This is a genomic window from Nonomuraea sp. 3-1Str (assembly GCF_031570565.1).
GTDB lineage: Bacteria > Actinomycetota > Actinomycetes > Streptosporangiales > Streptosporangiaceae > Nonomuraea.
This window is the reverse complement of the sequence record NZ_JALHBK010000002.1, coordinates 72,205-90,833: the sequence shown is the minus strand read 5'-3', so window position 1 is coordinate 90,833 and position 18,629 is coordinate 72,205. Positions and strand designations below refer to the sequence as shown.

The 18,629-nt window shown below is 70.7% G+C and carries 18 protein-coding genes and 1 tRNA gene; 6 read left to right on the top strand and 13 right to left on the bottom strand.

Annotation, left to right across the window (positions count from 1 at the left end; translation table 11 throughout):
* Window positions 1-7 precede the first annotated feature (7 nt).
* Entirely contained in the window at window positions 8-1,096 is a 1,089-nt protein-coding gene (locus MTP10_RS04145) for a hypothetical protein (RefSeq protein WP_310707642.1), read from the bottom strand.
* Window positions 1,097-1,202: 106 nt separating this feature from the next.
* The gene (locus MTP10_RS04140; protein ID WP_310707641.1) at window positions 1,203-1,745 is read right to left on the bottom strand and encodes a hypothetical protein; all 543 of its coding nucleotides are present in this window, start codon (window positions 1,743-1,745) and stop codon (window positions 1,203-1,205) included.
* 157 nt (window positions 1,746-1,902) lie between these two features.
* Here MTP10_RS04140 and MTP10_RS04135 point away from each other — a divergent pair, with 157 nt between their 5' ends.
* Window positions 1,903-2,439, top strand: a complete 537-nt coding sequence (locus tag MTP10_RS04135) for a peptidylprolyl isomerase (RefSeq protein WP_310707640.1) — start codon at window positions 1,903-1,905, stop codon at window positions 2,437-2,439.
* A 75-nt stretch (window positions 2,440-2,514) separates the two neighbouring features.
* Window positions 2,515-3,375 (top strand): rhomboid family intramembrane serine protease, encoded by an 861-nt coding sequence (locus MTP10_RS04130; protein ID WP_310707639.1) that lies wholly within the window; start codon window positions 2,515-2,517, stop codon window positions 3,373-3,375.
* A 50-nt stretch (window positions 3,376-3,425) separates the two neighbouring features.
* Here the strand turns inward: MTP10_RS04130 and MTP10_RS04125 are convergent, their stop codons facing one another.
* Window positions 3,426-3,674, bottom strand: a complete 249-nt coding sequence (locus MTP10_RS04125) for a cell division protein CrgA (RefSeq protein ID WP_310707638.1) — start codon at window positions 3,672-3,674, stop codon at window positions 3,426-3,428.
* 172 nt (window positions 3,675-3,846) lie between these two features.
* Between MTP10_RS04125 and MTP10_RS04120 the strand changes: the two genes are divergently transcribed.
* From MTP10_RS04120 to MTP10_RS04110, 3 genes are read left to right on the top strand one after another with little or no spacing between them, the layout of a single operon-like run.
* Window positions 3,847-4,491, top strand: a complete 645-nt coding sequence (locus MTP10_RS04120) for a class E sortase (protein WP_310707637.1) — start codon at window positions 3,847-3,849, stop codon at window positions 4,489-4,491.
* 4 nt (window positions 4,492-4,495) lie between these two features.
* The gene (locus MTP10_RS04115; RefSeq protein WP_310707636.1) at window positions 4,496-4,654 is read left to right on the top strand and encodes a hypothetical protein; all 159 of its coding nucleotides are present in this window, start codon (window positions 4,496-4,498) and stop codon (window positions 4,652-4,654) included.
* On the top strand, window positions 4,651-5,223 hold the full coding sequence (locus MTP10_RS04110) for a glutamine amidotransferase-related protein (RefSeq protein ID WP_310707635.1): 573 nt from the start codon (window positions 4,651-4,653) through the stop codon (window positions 5,221-5,223). The genes MTP10_RS04115 and MTP10_RS04110 overlap by 4 nt, the downstream gene beginning before the upstream one ends.
* Before the next feature lie 274 nt (window positions 5,224-5,497).
* On the opposite strand, the gene pknB is transcribed toward MTP10_RS04110, so the two are convergent.
* The 7 genes from pknB to MTP10_RS04075 form a co-directional block, all read right to left on the bottom strand.
* On the bottom strand, window positions 5,498-7,357 hold the full coding sequence (gene pknB / locus MTP10_RS04105) for a Stk1 family PASTA domain-containing Ser/Thr kinase (protein WP_310707634.1): 1,860 nt from the start codon (window positions 7,355-7,357) through the stop codon (window positions 5,498-5,500).
* 83 nt (window positions 7,358-7,440) lie between these two features.
* Window positions 7,441-8,886 carry a protein kinase domain-containing protein gene (locus tag MTP10_RS04100; protein ID WP_310707633.1) on the bottom strand — a complete coding sequence of 482 codons (1,446 nt, stop codon included), beginning with the start codon at window positions 8,884-8,886 and terminating at the stop codon, window positions 7,441-7,443.
* A gap of 21 nt (window positions 8,887-8,907) precedes the next feature.
* Window positions 8,908-10,371: a penicillin-binding protein 2 gene (locus MTP10_RS04095; RefSeq protein WP_310707632.1), complete on the bottom strand. Its 1,464-nt coding sequence runs from the start codon at window positions 10,369-10,371 to the stop codon at window positions 8,908-8,910.
* A complete protein-coding gene (locus MTP10_RS04090) occupies window positions 10,368-11,756 on the bottom strand; it encodes an FtsW/RodA/SpoVE family cell cycle protein (RefSeq protein WP_310707631.1) in 1,389 nt (462 codons plus the stop codon). The genes MTP10_RS04095 and MTP10_RS04090 overlap by 4 nt, the downstream gene beginning before the upstream one ends.
* Window positions 11,757-13,091, bottom strand: a complete 1,335-nt coding sequence (locus MTP10_RS04085; protein WP_310707630.1) for a Stp1/IreP family PP2C-type Ser/Thr phosphatase — start codon at window positions 13,089-13,091, stop codon at window positions 11,757-11,759.
* Window positions 13,088-13,558 (bottom strand): FHA domain-containing protein, encoded by a 471-nt coding sequence (locus MTP10_RS04080; protein ID WP_310707629.1) that lies wholly within the window; start codon window positions 13,556-13,558, stop codon window positions 13,088-13,090. Before MTP10_RS04080 ends, MTP10_RS04085 begins: the two co-directional genes overlap by 4 nt.
* Window positions 13,559-13,575: 17 nt before the next feature.
* Complete coding sequence (locus tag MTP10_RS04075) at window positions 13,576-14,316, bottom strand: DUF3662 and FHA domain-containing protein (RefSeq protein WP_310707628.1); 741 nt, start codon at window positions 14,314-14,316, stop codon at window positions 13,576-13,578.
* A 199-nt stretch (window positions 14,317-14,515) separates the two neighbouring features.
* Here MTP10_RS04075 and MTP10_RS04070 point away from each other — a divergent pair.
* Window positions 14,516-14,598: transfer RNA gene (locus tag MTP10_RS04070), tRNA-Leu, on the top strand.
* A gap of 293 nt (window positions 14,599-14,891) precedes the next feature.
* Here the strand turns inward: MTP10_RS04070 and MTP10_RS04065 are convergent.
* Genes MTP10_RS04065 through MTP10_RS04055 form a run of 3 tightly spaced genes read right to left on the bottom strand, consistent with a single transcriptional unit; the run spans window position 14,892 to window position 18,620 of the window.
* Window positions 14,892-15,929: a hemolysin family protein gene (locus tag MTP10_RS04065; protein WP_310707627.1), complete on the bottom strand. Its 1,038-nt coding sequence runs from the start codon at window positions 15,927-15,929 to the stop codon at window positions 14,892-14,894.
* On the bottom strand, window positions 15,926-17,278 hold the full coding sequence (locus MTP10_RS04060) for a hemolysin family protein (RefSeq protein ID WP_310708153.1): 1,353 nt from the start codon (window positions 17,276-17,278) through the stop codon (window positions 15,926-15,928). Before MTP10_RS04060 ends, MTP10_RS04065 begins: the two co-directional genes overlap by 4 nt.
* The gene (locus MTP10_RS04055) at window positions 17,172-18,620 is read right to left on the bottom strand and encodes an MFS transporter (protein ID WP_310707626.1); all 1,449 of its coding nucleotides are present in this window, start codon (window positions 18,618-18,620) and stop codon (window positions 17,172-17,174) included. Before MTP10_RS04055 ends, MTP10_RS04060 begins: the two co-directional genes overlap by 107 nt.
* Window positions 18,621-18,629: the final 9 nt, after the last annotated feature.

Sequence of the window (18,629 nt, the reverse complement as noted above, 5' to 3'; positions counted from 1 at the left end):
CGGCCGGTCAGGAAGTGAACGACGGGTGCGGGCCGAGCGCCCAGTACTCGAACAGCCCGTGTCCCACCAGACCGTCGTACTCGAACCGGCCCACGGCGTCGACCAGGCCCCACATCCGGGCCGCGTCGGCCGGCAGCGTGTAGGTCACCCCCTGCACGACCGGCCCGGCGCCCTGGTACATGCCGTGCCGCCAGTCCGGTTCGAGGCCGTACCCGGTGCCGACCATGAGGTGGACCGGCAGGATCGGCGTGCAGCGCACGTCGAACGGCTTGCCTCCGGGCGGCGCGAAGGTGATCGTGGCCTCGACCACGTCGCGGGTGCCGGGCGCGTAGACGGGACGGTACTCGGGCCGGCCGAGGTACTCCTCCTCGCGGCCGTCCGACCACACCCGGGTGGCCTCCTCCAGCACCCGGCGCCCGCGCTCGTCCTCCTGCACGATGCAGAGGATGGCGTGGTCGTCGAACATCATCGGCGCGTACAGCCAGTAGAACGTCCCGGCGTTCCTGGCCTGGACGCCGGGCGGCTCGGGCTCACCGACGGGCCGGACGCCCCAGGACCGGTCCCGGGTGCCCTGCCATCGGTCGGGGGTGACCGGGATCTCCTCGGAGCCCACGCGGATGTGGCCGGTCCACCTCCCGGTCTGCGCGAGCCGTACCGAGTCGAAGATGACCCGTTCCTGCCGGCGCAGGAAGTGCCGGGGCTCCAGTGTCGCCGGGATCGCGCCCTCCCAGGCGAGGTCGAAGGACAGGCCATGCTCGTTCGGCTCCAGCACGACGCGGAGCCGTTTGAGCCCTTCGACGACCTCGACCCGGAACGGGCCGATCCCGGTGTCCATTCGGTCGGCGCCCAGCTCGCGGGAGGCGCGCACGACGCGGTGCAGGTCGCGGTTGGCGTCACGGTGCCGCACGCAGGCGAACGCGTCGGTGACGCCCAGGTTGGGGTACTGGCCGAGGCCGATGATCAGCATCAGCTCGTCCGTGCCGGCGTGGCAGTTGAAGTAGTAGCGGTCGTAGAAGTTGCGGTCGGACGTGGTCACGTGCCGCATGACCTCGGCGGCCTGGTGAACGGGGTGGTCGTCGAGCGGTGACAGGCTCATGCCGCTCGTTCTAACAAGCGCTTGGTACGTCGTCAACGCCGCCCCGCCGGTGCCGTGAAACGCGAAAGTGCGCCCCCTTGAGGTGGGGGCGCACTTTCGCGCTGGTTCACTGCATCTTGTGCGCTGCCTCGTCCGTCGTCTCGGTGACGGTGGACGCGGCGTTCTCCGTGGATTGGGCGGTCTTGTCCGCCTTCTCGCTCACCCAACGCGACGCGTCGGACGCGGAGTCCTTCATCTGATCGGTCCACTGCTGCGCGTTACGGCGATAGGCCATGTAGCCCATCGCGCCCACGGCGACACCAGTGATCAGAATCATGATCGGCCAACGCCGCGATCTGGCGGGCGTCGGGTCGATCTTGTCGGCCGCCGCGGTCAGCATCGAGCTGACCTTGGGAGCGAACTGGTCCTCCACCCGATGCGCGGCGTCCTCCAGCCTCGGTGCCGCCCAGTAACGGGCGTCCTCGATGCGCTGGGCGGTGGCGAACCTGGCCTGGTCGGCCATGATCCTGGCCTGGTCGGCCATCACCTTGGCCTGGTCGGCCATGGGTGCAACACGCTGACCGGTCTCGACGGCCCGGGCCTTCATGCGGCCCATCCACGTGGCGGGAACCTCTATGACCACGCGGCGTCTTCTTAGTGTCAGGGACACGACAACCTCCCCTGTCGTTGGGGCCCCGAGCCTGACCTTCCCGGTAGAAGGCGGCTCAATCATGACGAGCCGTGGGAGGATGGCCCGGAGGCCTAACGGCCATAGTCAACGAAACACCACAGAACTAACCGTGTGCATAGAGGGGGGCAGCTGTCTCGTGGCTGAGAAGCTGATCGCAAACCTGCAGACCAATCACGGCACCGTCAAGGTCGAACTCTTCCCCAACCAGGCGCCCAAGACCGTGCGGAACTTCGTGGAGCTCGCCGAGGGCAACCGCGAGTGGACCCACCCGGGCACCGGCGAGAAGAGCACCGGCAAGTACTACGACGGCACGATCTTCCATCGGGTGATCTCCGGCTTCATGATCCAGGGTGGTGACCCGCTCGGCCAGGGCATCGGCGGCCCCGGTTACGAGTTCGACGACGAGATCCACCCGGACCTCTACTTCAACCGTCCCTACCTGCTGGCCATGGCCAACGCGGGCGTCCGCTTCGGCAAGGGCACCAACGGCTCGCAGTTCTTCATCACGGTCGTCCCGACGCCGCACCTCAACGGCCGGCACACCATCTTCGGCGAGGTCGTCGAGGGCCAGGATGTCATCGACTCGATCGCCAAGACCCGCACGGGCCGCAACGACCGCCCGGTCGAGGACGTCGTGCTGGAGTCGGTGACGATCGAGCGCGTCCAGGGCTGAGCCCAGGCTCGGGCCGGGGGCCGAGGGGCGGCGTCGGCGCACGCGGCAGGGCCGGTGAGGCCGTAGGCTGCGGGCATGACCAGCCAGCCGCCCCTGCCCCCGGAGCAGCCCGCGGAGGCCGTGCCGACGTGCTACCGGCATCCCCAGCGGGAGACCTGGGTCCGCTGCCAGCGCTGCGAACGGCCGATCTGCCCCGACTGCATGCGCGACGCCGCCGTGGGCTTCCAGTGCCCCGAGTGCGTGGCCGAGGGCGGCAAGGGCCTGCGCCAGGCGAGGTCCACGTTCGGCGGCGCGGTCGTCCGCACGCCGTACGTGACCTGGGCGCTCCTGGCGATCAACGTTCTGGCCTTCGGCATCCAGCAGCTTCCGAACGACCCGCTCTCTCTGCGCTTCGCCATGTGGCCGAACGGGGTGGCCCAGGGGGGCGAGTACTACCGGCTGCTCACCGGCGCGTTCCTCCACCGGGACATCCTGCACATCCTGTTCAACGGCTGGGCACTCTACGTCATCGGCCCCTACCTGGAGCGTGCCTTCGGCCATCTCCGCTACCTGGCCGTCTACCTGCTCAGCGCGCTGGGCGGCTCGGTGCTCAGCTACTGGCTGGACCCGCTCAACACGGCGACGATCGGCGCGTCAGGCGCTGTCTTCGGCCTGTTCGGCGCGGTGTTCGTGGTCGGCCGCAGGCTGAACCTGGACGTGCGCGGCATCGCCCTGATCATCGGCCTCAACCTGGTGTTCACGTTCGTGGTGTCCGGCATCAGCTGGACCGGCCACATCGGCGGACTGATCACCGGCTCGGCCCTCGCCGCCGCGATGGCCTACGCCCCCCGGAGCAACCGGGCCCTGTGGCAGGCGCTGGCGCTCGCGGGGGCGCTGGTCGTACTCGTGGCACTCGTCGTCGTACGGACCACGGCCATTCTCGGCACCGCCGGGTGAACGGCCGGTGACCCGGCGTCCCCAGGGTGTGGAAAAGACTGTGGAAAGATCTAACGCCAGCGGGTGGAGAGCACCACACCGAAGATGATGAAAACGAACCCGATCAGCAGGTTCCAGGCCTCGAGGTCCTTGATCAGGGGCGCCTGCTGCGGGGCCACGTAGTACGTGGCGATCCACAGGATGCCGATGATCCACGACGCCACCATCGTCGGCGCCAGCCAGCGCGGGCTGACCTTGACCTGCTGGGACTTCTGCGGCGGCGTGTAGACCGCCTTCTTGCGAGCCTTCGACTTGGGCACTGGATGACTCCTGCTGAGGGCCTGGGCTTCCGGATCGTCCACAGGCTCTTCGTTTAGCGTAGTTGAGACAGCGTAGCCGAGAGCGGCGAGCTTGGGACCGGCCCAGGATAGTCGCCACGCGCATGACATGGCGATCCCTCACGAACCGTAGCGGCGCGCCTACGCTGTGGGGGTGAGGGCCACGCTACGGGCCGTGGGGGAGCTGTGCATCACCGCGGGCCTCGTACTCCTGCTGTTCTGCGCCTACCTGCTCTGGGGCACGGGCGCCTACACCGACCGTGAGCAGCCGCTGCTGGAGCAGGAGCTGGCCCGCGAGCAGTCGGGCGGCGAGCAGCAGGGCGACGACGGCCGCCCGAAGCGGCTCAAGAAGATCAAGCTCGGTCACGCGGTGGCCCTGCTGCGCATGCCCAGGCTGGGCAACGACTACAAGTACGCCGTGATCGAGGGCGTGTCGGTCGAGGACCTGCGCAAGGGCCCCGGCCACTACCCCGGCACCGCCCTGCCGGGCCAGAAGGGCAACTTCGTCGTCTCCGGCCACCGCACCACCTACGGCGCGCCGTTCAACCAGATCGACGAGCTGAAACGCGGCGACGAGATCGTCGTGGACGCGCGCGAGGCCCGCTACACCTACCGGGTGACCTACCACGAGGTCGTGCTGCCCACCGACCTGGACGTCATCGCCCCGGTGCCCGGCAAGCCCCAGCGCAAGCCGTCCAAGGCGTTCATCACGCTCACCACCTGCCACCCCGAGTACTCCGCCGCGCAGCGCTACATCGTGCACGGGGTGCTCGACCGCGTCGAGCTCAGGAAGGACTGATCACGTGTACGGCTGGATCTGGCGCAGGCTCCCCGGCCCCACGGCCGTCAAGGCACTGCTGGCCGCCGTGCTGGCCGGCATCGCGGTGGCCGTACTGTGGTATCGGGTGTTTCCGCTGCTCGAACCCCTGATGACGCTGGACGAGGTGACGGTTACGCAATGACCCGTGTGCTGGTGGTGGACAACCACGACAGCTTCGTCCACACCATCGTCCAGTACCTGCGCGAGCTGGGCGCCACGTGCGACGTGCGCCCGCGCGACGAGGTGGCCGTGACCGACGCCGCCGGCTTCGACGGCGTCCTCATCAGCCCGGGTCCGGGCACCCCAGAGGCGGCGGGCGTCAGCGTGCCCCTGGTGCGCCGGGCCGCCGAGGAGGGCCGGCCGCTGCTCGGCGTCTGCCTCGGCCATCAGGCCATCGCCCACGCCTACGGCGCCACCGTCTCCCGCGCGCCGGAGATCGTCCACGGTCGCACCAGCGCGATCGCCCACGACGGCCGGGGCGTGTTCGCGTCGCTGCCCTCGCCGGTGCGGATGACCCGCTACCACTCGCTGGCCGTGCGCCCCGAGACGGTCCCCGGCGAGCTCCAGGTGAGCGCCCGCACCGACGACGGCGTCATCATGGGCCTGCGCCACCGCGAGGCCCCGATCGAGGGCGTCCAGTTCCATCCCGAGTCGGTGCTGTCCGAGCACGGCCACCGGCTGCTCGCCAACTGGCTGAGCGCGATCGGGTAGCGCGATCGTGTAACGCGCGGCCCGGCCGCCACGACTCACAGATGAGCGTCCCCGCCGTTGCCCCCGAGCGGCGGGGGCGCTCTTTCGCTTGGCCCGGCCGCCGGGGAGCCGCAGGCCGTTCTCGCCGCGTTCCCCGGGTGGCGTTCATCCACAGGCGCTCCTGGCGGCTCTCAGGCGCCCACAGGCCCGCCCGAAGCCACCGAAAAGCGGAGGAGCCGCCTCCCAGCCGGGAGGCGGCTCCTCAAGCGCTCTGAGCGTCACGCGCCCCGGAACGTCATCCGAAGCCGTCGTCGCCGGTCGGATCCTCGATCGTCGTCTGATCGTCCGTCGGCTCGTCGGTGGGCAGCGTCGGATCGGGCTCCTGCGTGAACGTCGGCTGGTCCGTGGGCTGCGACTGGTCGGGCCCCTTGGAGACCTCGAGCGTGATGGTCGTGCCGGGAGACAGCTTGGCGTCCGGGCCGGGGCTCTGCCGGAAGACCGTGCCCTCGGCGGCCTGCTCGTTGAACTGCTCACTGATCTTGACCTTGAAGCCGGCCGCCTCCAGCGCCGCCCTGGCCTCGTCGGCCGTCATGCCGGTGACGTTCGGGACCGTGGTCAGCTCCTTGGGCACGTACAGCGTGACGCTGCCGCCGTCCTCGACCTCCTCGCCCGCGGCGGGATCGGTGGAGATGACCGTGCCCTGCTTCCTGGTGGAGGACTTGGTCTTGATCGTGGCGGTCAGGCCCTCCTTCCGGAGGAGCTCGGTGGCCTCCTCCCTGGTGAGGCCGATGAGCCCGTCGGGCACCTTGACCTTCTTCTTGCCCTTGGAGACGACGACCTTGACGGTCGCGCCCTTCTCGACCTCGGCGCCCGCCGCCGGATCGGTCTTGATGACGGTCTTCGGGTCGTACTCGTCGCTGAACTCGCGGACGACCTGGGGCTTCAGCCCGAGACCGGTCAGCTCGGCGACCGCGGCCTGCTCGGTCTGCGTCTCCAGCGAGGGGACCTTGAGCGCCTGCGCCGCCGGCGTGTCGGTGTTGCTGAGGAAGGCGTAGCCCACGCCGATGAACGCGCCGATGACGAGCAGCGGGACGAGGATCCACGCCGCCGTCTTCAGCGCGGTGTTGCCCCCGCCGCCACTGGCCCGCCGCCGGCCGCCGCCGCCCCTGCCGCCGCCACGGTCGTCGTCGTACTCGTACGGCGGGACGGCTGTGCTGCGCTGCGTCGCCGGGCCCGCGGCCTGCTGCGTCGAGGTCATCATGCGGGTGGTCGGGGCGTACGTGTTGTTCATGGCGATCGTCTGGGCGTCGACCGGCATGCCGGACATCGCCCGCTGGATGTCGGCGCGCATCTCGGTCGCGCTCTGGTAGCGATGCGCCGGGTCCTTGGCCATGGCCTTGAGCACGATCGCGTCGGCCCACTGTGGGATCTCCGGGTCGATCTGCGACGGCGGGATCGGCTCCTCGCGCACGTGCTGGTAGGCGATCGCGACGGGCGAGTCGCCGGTGAACGGCGGCTGGCCGGTCAGCAGCTCGTACAGCACGCAGCCGGTGGAGTAGATGTCGCTGCGCGCGTCGACGCGCTCGCCGCGCGCCTGCTCGGGCGACAGGTACTGGGCGGTCCCTATCACCTGCGCGGTCTGCGTCATCGTCGCGGCGGAGTCGGCCATCGCGCGGGCGATGCCGAAGTCCATCACCTTGACGTCGCCCGCCCGGGTGATCATGACGTTGGCCGGCTTGATGTCGCGGTGCACGATGCCGCCGCGGTGGCTGTAGTCGAGCGCCCGCAGGATGCCGTCGACCAGCTCGACCGCCCGCTCCGGCAGCAGCCGCCGGTCGGCCCGGAGCAGGTCGCGCAGGGTGCGCCCGTCGACGTACTCCATCACGATGTAGGGCACGGGGGCGCCCTCGCTGACGTCCTCGCCGGTGTCGTAGACCGCGACGACGGCCGGGTGGTTCAGCGAAGCCGCGGACTGTGCCTCACGGCGGAAACGGGCCTGGAAGGTGTGATCGCGCGCCAGATCCGACCGGAGAGTCTTGATCGCGACTATGCGGTCCAGCCGGATGTCCCGGGCACGATACACCTCAGCCATGCCGCCGCGCCCGACGACACCGTCGAGCTCGTAGCGACCTCCGAGTAGCCGAGGCTGAGTCATTTCCTGCACTGTCCCTTACCGTTCATCTTGGGTACCGCGGTCTGCGCGGAGCCGCCGGTGTCCATCATCGACCCCATGACGCGTCACGTCCCATCCTTCGGCGGGTTTGTCGCCGCCGGGTCAGGTGAAGCGCTCTGTGTCTGACTTGTCGGCGTCGTCGTGGGCTTCGGAGTCGGTGTGGGGGTCGGGGTACGGGTGGTCGGGGTGGGTCGGGGTGTCGGCTTCTGGGTAGGAGTCGCCGACTTGTCAACGGTAGCCGACCGTGAGGGTACCGGCCGTTTGGACTTCGCCGTAATCGCGGGCGGGCGCCGCGTGCGTTTGGCCTTGGCCGTACGGGTGTGCGTCGGCGTCGGCGTGGCCGAGCCGGCGCCGGACGGCTCCATGACGTCCGGCGGCCGCGTGGGCGCGTCGCGCTCGGCGAGCGTCATGGCGCCGAACCCGACCGCGGCCAGGCAGCCGGCCGCGGCGACGACGGCCAGCGCCCGCGCGCCGGTGCCCTTGCGCTGGGAGGGCCGCCGAGCCGGACGCCGCGCCACAGTGGCCGGCACGCCCCCGCCCATCAGGTCGTAGGTCGGGTCATCGCCCTGCCCCGGCCCGCCCTGTCCCGGCCCGCCCTGCCCCGGCCGGGTCGGTCCCGTCCCGGTCTGCCCGGGGCCGCTCCGCTCGTGGACGCGGAAGCCGTCGGGGTCGGTGAGCATGCTGAGCTCCACGCTCGGCTCGTGCCCCACCAGCGAGTCACGCAGGACGTACGCCCGGTCGGCCAGCTCCCGCGCGGAGCCGGGCCGGCGCGCCGGGTCCTTCGACAGCAGCGCCATGACCAGGTCGCGCACCGGGGCCGGCACGTCGACGCCGAGCGGCGGCGGCTGCTCGTTGAGATGCTGGAGCGCGATCGCCACCTGGCTCTCGCCCCGGAAGGGGGTGCGGCCCGCCAGGCACTCGTAGACGACGATGCCGAGGGAGTACAGGTCGGTGGCGGGCGTGAGCGGCAGGCCCTGCGCCTGCTCCGGGCTGACGTACTGCGCGGTGCCGAGCACGGTGCCGGTCTGCGTCACCGGCGCGGCCTCCAGCGCGCGGGCGATGCCGAAGTCGGTCACCTTGATGTGACCGTCGGGCGTCACCAGCAGGTTGCCCGGCTTGACGTCGCGGTGCACGACTCCGGCGGCGTGGGCGGTGTGCAGCGCCTTGGCGGTCTGCTGGAGCACGTCCAGCGCCACTTCGGGGCCCAGCGCGCCGTTGCGGGCCAGGATGGCCGACAGCGGCTCGCCGTGGACCAGCTCCATCACGAGGTAGGCCAGGTCGTTCTGCTCGCCGTAGTCGAAGACCTGCGCGATGCCGGGGTCGGCCAGCGCCGCGGTGATGCGCGCCTCGTTGCGGAACCGCGCGCGGAACGTGGGGTCGCCGTGGATGTGGCTGCGCAGCACCTTGACCGCCACCTCGCGGCCCAGCAGCTCGTCGCGGGCACGCCAGACCTCCCCCATACCGCCCATGGCGATGCGGGAGAGGAGGAGATAGCGGTTACCGAGCCGCATGACCCGGCACGTTGCCGTCGATCAATTCTTCAGCACCGCCTCCATCACCTGCTTGGCGATCGGCGCGGCGGTGTGGCCGCCCGTCGCCTCGGCACCCACGTTGGCGGCGCCCGACTCGACGATGACCGCGATCGCGATCTGCGGGTCGTTGGCCGGGGCGAACGAGATGAACCACGCGTGCGGGGGCTGGCCGTCGGTGGTCTCGGCCGTGCCGGTCTTGCCGGCCACCTGGACGCCTGGGATCTGCGCGAGGTTGGCGGTGCCGTTGTTGACGACGCTGACCATCATCTCGCGCAGCTTGCCCGCCGTCTCGGAGCTGACCGCCTCGCTCAGCTCCTGCGGGTCGGCGTCCTCGATCGAGTCGCCCTTGCTGTCGGTGATCTTGTTCACGAGGTACGGCTTCATGACCGTGCCGTTGTTGGCGATGCCCGCGGCGATCATGGCCATCTGCAGCGGCGTCATCCGGTTGCTGCGCTGCCCGATCGAGGCCATCGCCAGGGCCGCCTTGTCCTCTTCCTTGCCGAAGTCACTCTGGGTCACCGACATCGGGACGCCGAGCTGCTCCCCCATGCCGAACTTCTCGGTCTGCTCCTTCATCTTGTCGTAGCCGAGCTCCATGCCGATGGATCCGAACGGCGTGTTGCAGGACTTCTCCAGCGCGAAGACCAGCGGGACCTTGCCGGCGCCGCAGGCGGCGCCGCCGTAGTTGGGCAGGCTGATGGTGGTGCCGGGCAGGGGCAGCCGCTGCGGCGCGTCCACGGTGGTGTCCGGCCCGCGCGAGGAGTCGTCCTCCAGGTACGCGGCCGCGGTGACCACCTTGAACGTGGAGCCGGGCGGGTAGGTCTGGCGGATGGCGCGGTTGAGCAGCGGCTGGCCCTTCTCCTTGGCCAGCTCGTCGTAGCGGGCGAACACCTTGCTCTTGTTGGTGCCGGACAGCTCGGCCGGGTCGTAGGTGGGCAGCGACACCATCGCGAGGATCGCACCGGTCTTCGGGTTGAGCGCCACCAGGGCGCCCCGCTTGCCGCTCCCGCGCAGGGCGTCGTACGCGGCCTTCTGCGCCTTCGGGTTGATCGTCAGGTCGACGTTGGCGCCCTTGGTGGGCTCACCGGTGAACAGGTCGATGCTGCGCCGCAGCAGCAGGTCGGAGCTGGAGCCGTCGAGCAGCTTGTTCTCGGTGGCCTCGATGGCGTCCGCGCTCTCGGGCGAGAAGAAGCCCGTGACGTGCGCGTACAGCTTGCCGTCGGTGTACTGCCGGACGAAGCGGAACTCCTTGCTGCCGGTCTCGACCGACTGGGCGAGGATCTCCTTGCCACCGGCCGTGATCCGCCCGCGCTGCACGGCGTAGCGCTCGTAGAAGTTGCGGATGTTGCGCTGGTCCTCGGAGTACGTGCCGGCCTTGATCGCCTGGACGTAGTTCACGTTGACCATGAGCAGCGCGAACATGGCCAGGCAGGCCACGGCGATGCGCTTGATGGTGCTGTTCATCGCTGGAACACCTGCGTCATTCCTTCGTTCTGGATCGCCTGCGGCGGTGGCTTCCGCGCCGCGTCGGAGGTGCGTACCAGGAGGGCGATGAGGATCCAGTTCGCCAGCAGGGCCGAGCCGCCCTGCGACATGAACGGGGTGACGAGGCCCGTGAGCGGGATGAGGTTGGTCACGCCGCCGACGATGATGAACAACTGCCAGGCCAGCAGGAACGCCAGGCCGCCGGCCAGCAGCTTGGTGAACGGGTCACGGGCGGCCAGTGAGGTGCGCAGGCCACGCTCGACGATCAGCGCGTAGACCATCAGCAGGGCCATCAGACCGGTCAGGCCCAGCTCCTCGCCGGTGGCGGAGAAGATGAAGTCGGAGAACGACAGCGGGACCAGGTAGGGGTGGCCCTCGCCGAGGCCGGTGCCGAGGATGCCGCCCGCGCCCAGCGCGAACAGGCCCTGCATGAGCTGGGCGCTGCCGCCCAGCTCGCGGTCGAAGAACTCCTGCCTGCTCGGGTCGAGCCAGACCTCGAAGCGGGCCTGCACGTGGTCGAAGAGCTGGCCGGCCAGGAACGCGCCGCCGACGAAGAGCAGGATGCCGATCAGCACCCAGGAAGTGCGCTGGGTGGCGATGTACAGCATCGCGATGAAGGTGCCGAACAGCAGCAGCGACGAGCCCAGGTCCTTCTGCAGCACGAGCACGCCCAGGCTGACCGCCCAGGTGATGAGCACCGGGCCGAGGTCACGGGCGCGGGGCAGGTCGATGAAGAGCAACCGCCGCCCGGCCAGGGCCAGCACGTCACGCTTGGCCACGAGGTAGCCGGCGAAGAAGACGACGAGCGCGATCTTGGCCAGCTCGGCGGGCTGGATGGTGGCGGGGCCGAATCCGATCCAGATGCGGGAGCCGTTGACGGTCTTGCCCAGCCCCGGGATGAGGGGGGAGACCAGCAGGAACAGGCCGGCGAAGCCGGCGGTGTAGGTCAGCCGTTGCAGCGCGCGATGATCGCGCAGCACGATCAGGGTGATGGCGAACAGCACGACGCCCACGCCCGTCATGATGAGCTGGTTGGTCGCGGACGCCCCACCCGTGCCGATCGCCTTCGAAGCCTCGATCCGGTAGATCATCACCAGGCCGATGCCGTTGACCAGCGTCACCAGGGGCAGCAGCAGCGGGTCGGCCCACGGCGCGAACTTGGCCAGCACCAGGTAGGCGGCCAGCATGAAGCCGCCGAGCCCGAGACCGTACGTCAGCATGCCCGCGGGGACCTTGCCGTCCATGGCCAGGCCCACGTTGGCGTAGGCGAACATGACGATGCCGACGGCCAGCGCCAGCATCAGAAGCTGCGCCCCTCGGCGCTTGGCGGGCATGGGAACGGGGGAGGCGGCCATCTCGCTCATCTAGGGCTTCGTCCTCGTGGGGCTCGGAGATGCCTTCGTGGCGCTGGGGGACGCCTTGGCGCTTTCGGGGGACGGGGACGCGCTCGCGTCGGTTGCGGCCTTGTCCTTCGACCCGGTCTGGTCGTCGGCGAACCTCAGGTCGTTGATCTTCTTCAGGCCCTCGTCGACGCTGGCGACCTCGATGCCGTCCGCGATCAGCGCCTGGTCGGGGGCGGAGAGCCGGGACACGGGCTTTCCGGTGTACTTGGCCACCGAGAAGAACTGGAGCGGGCCCACTTCCTGCTGGATGCCCTGGAAAACGACCACTTCGCCGCCCCTTGCTCCGACGAAGAACTGGTCCTGGGTCCACTGCCAGCCGAAGTAGCCGCCGACACCGGCGACCACCGCCCCGACGCCGAGCACGGAGACCAGCACGGGCCACACGCGACGACGGCCGCCCGACCGCCGGGTCGCCTGCGCGCCCGGCTCGTCGAACTCGTCGTCAGTGATCACCGGCTGGGGCGCGGTCACCGCGCTCGATCGCCCCGGGGAGGTCTCCTGCGGGCCGGGTCTCAGCCGGTCCATGCCGGCCGCGCCCACCACCGCGGCCTCGGCGGGCGCCTGCTGGTCGTCGGCGATCTCCAGCACGTCGGCCAGCACGCAGGTGATGTTGTCGGGCCCGCCGCCCCTGTTGGCCAGGTCGATGAGCTGTCGGACGACCTCTTCGGGGTCGTCGATGTTGGTCAGCGTGGCGTGCAGCGTCTCCGCGCTCACCACACCCGACAGCCCGTCGGAGCACAGCAGGTAGCGATCGCCGAGCTGGGCCTCGCGCAGCGTGAGGTCGGGATCGACCTCGCCGCTCCCGTCGAGGGCCCGCAGCAGGATCGAGCGCTGCGGGTGCGTCGCCGCCTCCTCGGGGGTGATGCGCCCGTCGTCGACCAGCTGCTGCACCAGCGTGTGGTCGTGGGTGATCTGGTAGAGCTCCCCGCGTCTGAGCAGGTAGGCGCGCGAGTCGCCGACGTGCACCAGGGCCACCTGGGTGCCGTGCCAGAGCATGGCGGTGAGCGTGGTGCCCATGCCCTTCAGGCTCGGGTCCCGCCCCACCATCTCGTGCAGTCTGCGGTTGGCGTCGCGTACTGCTGCCTCGATGGCGTTGAGCAGGTCACCGCCCTGCTGGGCCTCCTCCAGGGAGGCCATTGCGGCGATGGCGACGGAGCTCGCCACCTCGCCGTGTGCGTGCCCGCCCATGCCGTCGGCGACGGCCAGCAGGCGGCCGCTCGCGTACGCCGAGTCCTCGTTCCCTTCGCGGAGGAGGCCGACGTCCGAGCGGGCGGCGTAGCGGAGTGCGATGGTCATTTGCGCAATTCAATGACTGTCTTGCCGACGCGGATCGGAACACCGAGCGGCACCGGGGTCGGGCGGGTGACTTTTGAGCGGTCGAGGTACGTGCCGTTGGTCGAACCAAGATCTTCCACGATCCACTGACCGTCCTGAGGGAAGAGCCGGGCATGCCGGCTGGATGCGTAGTCATCGGTGACTACCAGCGTGGCGTCGTTCGCCCGGCCGATGGTGATGGGCGTCTCCGTGAGGTTAATGGTGGTGCCCTGCAAGGGGCCACCGGTCACGACTAGCTGGCGTGGCTCGCCCTTCTTGCTCTTCGGCTTGGCCACCGGTTTGGCGGGTTTCGCGGTCTTACGCGGACCCGAGGGAGCCGTACGTGATCCGAACAAGTCAGTCCGGATCACGCCGACTGCGGCAATGACGAAAAACCACAGCACCGCCAGGAAGGCGAGCCGGATCAGCAGCAGCGTGAGCTCGGACATGGACCGTTTGTCTACCCTTAATCGCGCCGGAACACCAGAGTCGTGCGCCCCAACGTCACTCGCGTGCCGTTCTGGAGCTCGACTCTGCGTACCGGCTGGCCGTTGACGAAAGTGCCGTTGGTCGAACCCAGGTCGACCAGGAAGACCTGGGGGCCCTCCACGCGCAGCTCCGCGTGGTGGCGTGAGACGCCGGGATCGACCAGGCGGAGATCGCAGTCGGTGCCCCTGCCGAGCAGGGTCACCGGCGTGGTGAGCTCGTAGGAGCGGTCACCCTGCGGGTCGTCCTGGGTGGAGACGAGCAGCCGGGGCCGCCCGCCGAACGCGTTGGGCCGGGAAGGGGGCAGGTCGCTGGCCGGCTGGCGGATCTCGTCCTGCTCCACCGTCGCGCCGCGGATGACGCCCGACCTGATGCGGAACAGACCCACAGCGAGGTCCGCCGCCGTCTCGAACCGCACCCGGACCGGTCCCACGAAGGAGTAGCCCTGCTCCTTGGCGTACTCCCTGGCGAGGTTGGCCAGCTCGTGGCTGATGCTGTCGGCGTAGACCTCAAGCCGCTCGCTGTCGGTCGTGGACAGCTCCACCACGAAGTCGTTGGGCACGAGTGTGCGACCCTGTGCGACGATCGCCGCACGCTCGTCCATCTCCCGCTGAACCGCGCTGGCGACCTCGACCGGCTGAAGGTCAGATTTGAACGCCCGCGCAAAGGCCCCCTCAACCAAGCCTTCGAGCCTTCGCTCGAAGCGCTGAAGGACTCCCACCGGGTACCTCCCTTCCTCCGTGCATATGATCGCGGCCTCCAGGCGCTCGCGCGCCTGGCTCCGCTCGTCCCACGTCACGGCGGTCCAGGCGCTTGGTCAGCCGTCGCGCCCAGCTCATCCGCTCCCGTGTCTTATGCGATCGTATCCGGGTTCAGTACCAGCGGCTGTTCCGTGCTACTGTTTCTCCGCACCCAACAAAGGGCGGGTGGCGGAACGGCAGACGCGCACGGTTCAGGTCCGTGTGTCCGAAAGGACGTGAGGGTTCAAATCCCTCCTCGCCCACTCAGGTTCGCCGATGAAATCGGCAGAACCACACTGACGAAGACAAGCCCCGGTTCGCAAGAGCCGGGGCTTTTTCTTTCCCAGGAACCTGAGAGGTTGCGGCTGGCGCTCCCCCGGCGATGAGTGTGGGGCGGGCCGCTTGCAGATCGCCTTCGGACTGCTTTCGCCGGGTTCACGGTGAGATTTCGCTCACAGCGGAGCATGGGCGCCCGGGTGAGGCGCGCGCCGGAGCCCGTCCCCGGGAGTCAGCCTGAGTGCCGGGCCGGCCCGTTTCCGGACCGGCCGCGGCGTTCTCAGACGGCGGCCATGGCGGGGGCGGCCAGGGCGGCGCGGGTGTCCAGCAGCTCCCCGATCAGGTCGGTGAGCGTCACCATGCCGATGACGTCGCCGCCCTGGTCCGTGACCAGCGCCAGGTGCGCGCGGGCGTCCTGGAGCGCCGTCACGGCCTCAGGGACCTGCGTGACGCACGCCAGCCGCGGCACGGGCCGCGCCAGCCCTTCGGCCGTGGCGTCGGGCTGGAGCAGCGCCTCACGCGCGTGCAGGACGCCCCTGATGTCGCCGGGCACGCCCACCAGCAGCCGCAGGTGGCCGCTGTCGCGGGCGGTCCGCCTGATGGCCTCCGCGCCGGCCTCCGGCGACACCGTCACGGCGCGGCCGATGGGCACCATGAGCCGCTCGATGCCCTCGGCCTGGAGCCGCAGCGCCCGGGTGAGCAGGTCGTGCTCCTCCCGGTCGAGCAGTCCCATCCGGCCGGACTCGCCCACCAGCATGGCGAGCTGCCGCGGGGTGCGGGTGGTCGCCAGCTCGTCGCGGGGCCGCACGCCGAAGGCGCGCAGTATCAGGTTCGTCAGGCCGTTCAGCGTCGACAGCAGCGGGCGCGTCACGGTCACGAACGCGCGGAAGGGCAGCGTCAGCAGCATGGCGGCCCGCTCGGGCGCGGTCAGCGCCCATGACTTGGGCGCCATCTCGCCGATCACCATGTGCAGGAACGTGACCAGCGCCAGCGCGATGGTCAGCGCGATCGGCATCCGCAGCGACTCGGGCACGCCGAGGGCCGCGAAGACCGGCTCCAGGAAGTGCTCGATCGCGGGCTCGGTGACCTGGCCGAGGCCGAGCGTGCAGAGCGTGATGCCGAGCTGCGCCCCGGCCAGCATCATCGACAGCTGGCGTCCGCCGCCCACCGCCGACCTGGCGGCGAAGCGGACCAGCCGGTTGCCGCCGCTCGCCGCCTCCTCCAGGCGGTGGCGCCGCGCGGAGACGAAGGCGAACTCCGCGGCCACGAAGACCGCGTTCAGCGCCAGCAGCACGAGGCTGAGCAGGATCATCGTCATCGGGCGGCCTCCGTCTGCAGCACCGGCGACAGGCGTACCAGTCCGGGCACCCGGCGGTCGAGCGCGACGACGGTGAGCTCGGCGAGCCGCTCCTGGCCGTCGTCCTCGGCGAACAGGTCGGGCTCGGCGGTGAGGGGCACGACCACCTGGTCGCCCGCCTCGGCCATGCGGCCCAGCCTGGCCAGGATGAGACCGGCGAGGGTGTCGTAGTCGTCGCTCTCCGGCAGGGCCACGCCGGTGGCCCGCTCGACCTCGTCGAGCCGCAGGCTGCCGGGCACGTCCCAGCCGCCGTCCGGGCGCTCCACGGCGCCGGCCGGCTCGGGGTCGTTCTCGTCGACCAGCTCGCCGACCAGCTCCTCGGCCAGGTCCTCGATGGTGATGACGCCGGCCAGGCCGCCGTACTCGTCGATGACGCAGACGATGTCGTCCTTGCCGGCCCGCATCTGCTCGATCACGCCCGGCAGCGGCAGCGAGTCGGGCACCAGGCGGGCCGGTCTGGTGATGTCGCCGACCGTCCCGCCCCCTGCCGTGCCGTCCGCCCCGATGTCGAGACCGGAGGCCAGCAGCTCGCGCACGCCCGTCACGCCGGCCACGTCGCCGTCGGCGCCCAGCACCGGGTAGCGGGAGTGGCCGCGGTCGCGCATGACCTGCACGAGGTCGGAGAGCGGCTGTGAGTCGCGCAGCGCGACCACCCGCGGGCGCGGCACCATGATCTCCTCGGCGATGCGGTCGCCGAACTCCAGGGCCCGCTCCAGCAGCTCCGACAGCCGCGGCGGCAGCTCGCCGGCCCGCGTCGACTCGGCGATGATCCGCGACAGCTCCTCCGGCGTCGCGCCGTGCTCCACCTCCTCGACCGGCTCGATGCCGACGCGCCGCAGCACGCCGGTGGCGGCCGAGTCGAACAGGCGGACCACCGGGCCGACCACGGCGAGGTAGGTGAGCGTCGAGCCGGCCAGGAACTTGGCCACGGGCTCCGGCCGCGCGATGCCGAGGTTCTTGGGCGCGAGCTCGCCGAGGACCATCTGCACGATGGTCGCGGCGACCACGCCGGCCGCCACCGACAGCCCGGTGACGGCCGCGTCGGGCAGCCCGTGGCCGTCCAGCCAGGGCCGTACGAGCGTGGCGATCGCCGGCTCGGCCAGGAAGCCGACCAGCAGCGCCGTGACCGTGATCCCGAGCTGGGCGCCGGAGAGCATGAAGGAGAGGCGGGAGGTCACCTGGAGGGCCTTGTCCGCGGCCTTGTCACCGGCCGCGGCCTGCTCGCGCAGGACGCTCCGGTCGGCCGCCACGAAGGCGAACTCCTGGGCGACGAAGTACCCGGTCGCCGCGGTGAGAAGGAGAAGGGCCAGCAGGCCCAGATAAGCGCTCACCATGGTGAGCTCTCAGAGGAACCCGTGCACCCGCACGGGCTGCTACTCCAAGGGTCCGGAGCGGACACGATCTTCCCTTCGATAGAGGTCGTCCATAACCGTAACGATCCGACTCTCCACTATGTTTCCCGAGGGTTTCCCGCGCGGGCGTCAGCAGGGGCGAGGAGATCCGGTTGGCGACGGCTGCCAGGATCGCGCATGCCACGGCTGCGGCGGCGGCCACGCCGAAGGCGGTGGCGCCGGTGTCGTGGGGGCCGGTGAGCCGGCCGGCGACGGCGGTGCCCAGACCGTAGCCGGCCCAGGTGAAGGTGCTGAGCCAGGCGAAGACCTCGGTGCGGTGGCGGGCGGGGGCGTGGTCGGCGAGCAGGGTGGGCACGACGGCGTCGCGCGGCCCGGTCACCAGCCCGACCAGAGTGATCAGTACGGCGAGCGTCACGAAGCCGGGTACCCAGCCTCCGCCGAGCAGGATGACGGCCTCTGCGAGCGAGAGCGGGACGAGCAGGCGCCCGCCGGTGACGGGCCAGCCCCGCGCGCCGTACCCGAGGGTGCCCAGGAGAGCGCCGGCCGACAGCAGGCCCATCAGGACGCCGGCGGAGGAGGCCGAGGCGAAGGTGGTGGCCGAGGCGACCGTGGCGATGCGCAGGCACCCGAAGGTGAAGGTGCCGAAGGCGGCGATGGTCAGCAGCAGGAGGGTGGGCCGGTGGGTGAGCGGCCCGGCCAGGCTGAGCCTGCCGGGCGGGGTGGGGGCCGCCTGCCGTACCGCAGGGGAGGCCAGGAGCAGCGCGGTGCCCAGCAGGACGGCGGCGCCGGCGGCGGCCACCACGCCGTGGGCCGGGACGGCCAGGGTCAGGACCGGCACGAGCAGGGGGCCGACGATGAACGTCACCTCGTTGACGGCGTTGTCGACCGCGTAGGCGGCGGGCAGTGAGGCGGCGGGGACGAGGCGTGGCCAGGCGCCTCTGATGACTGATCCGGCGGGCGGGGTGGTGGCGCCGAGCAGTGCTGCGGCGCCGATCATCAGGACGGGTGGGGCGAGCAGGAGGAGAGCGTAGGCGAGGGCGTGGGCGGCCAGGTAGCCGGTCAGGGCCGGGCGCGGGCCGTACCGGTCGGCGATGCGCCCGCCGAGCGGCGCGCACAGGGCCAGGGCCAACGCATGGCCGGTGAGTACGAGCCCGGCGGTGGCGTAGGAGCCGAGCCGGTCGACGGCGGACAGCAGCAGGGCGAGGCTGAGCACGGGCGTGCCCAGTTTGACGATGAGCCCGGCGACCAGCAGGTGGGGAACGCCGGGATGGGCGAGCAGGCGGCGATAGGGCGCGAGCATGGGTGACTC

Excerpts from the sequence above, each read along its gene's own strand:
- MTP10_RS04090 (WP_310707631.1), bottom strand. The coding sequence starts at position 11,756 with ATGAGCGAGATGGCCGCCTCCCCCGTTCCCATGCCCGCCAAGCGCCGA.
- MTP10_RS04130 (WP_310707639.1), top strand. The coding sequence starts at position 2,515 with ATGACCAGCCAGCCGCCCCTGCCCCCGGAGCAGCCCGCGGAGGCCGTG.
- MTP10_RS04110 (WP_310707635.1), top strand. The coding sequence starts at position 4,651 with ATGACCCGTGTGCTGGTGGTGGACAACCACGACAGCTTCGTCCACACC.
- pknB (WP_310707634.1), bottom strand. The coding sequence starts at position 7,357 with ATGACTCAGCCTCGGCTACTCGGAGGTCGCTACGAGCTCGACGGTGTC.
- MTP10_RS04085 (WP_310707630.1), bottom strand. The coding sequence starts at position 13,091 with ATGACCATCGCACTCCGCTACGCCGCCCGCTCGGACGTCGGCCTCCTC.
- MTP10_RS04145 (WP_310707642.1), bottom strand. The coding sequence starts at position 1,096 with ATGAGCCTGTCACCGCTCGACGACCACCCCGTTCACCAGGCCGCCGAG.
- MTP10_RS04100 (WP_310707633.1), bottom strand. The coding sequence starts at position 8,886 with ATGCGGCTCGGTAACCGCTATCTCCTCCTCTCCCGCATCGCCATGGGC.
- MTP10_RS04065 (WP_310707627.1), bottom strand. The coding sequence starts at position 15,929 with ATGACGATGATCCTGCTCAGCCTCGTGCTGCTGGCGCTGAACGCGGTC.
- MTP10_RS04095 (WP_310707632.1), bottom strand. The coding sequence starts at position 10,371 with ATGAACAGCACCATCAAGCGCATCGCCGTGGCCTGCCTGGCCATGTTC.
- MTP10_RS04080 (WP_310707629.1), bottom strand. The coding sequence starts at position 13,558 with ATGTCCGAGCTCACGCTGCTGCTGATCCGGCTCGCCTTCCTGGCGGTG.
- MTP10_RS04055 (WP_310707626.1), bottom strand. The coding sequence starts at position 18,620 with ATGCTCGCGCCCTATCGCCGCCTGCTCGCCCATCCCGGCGTTCCCCAC.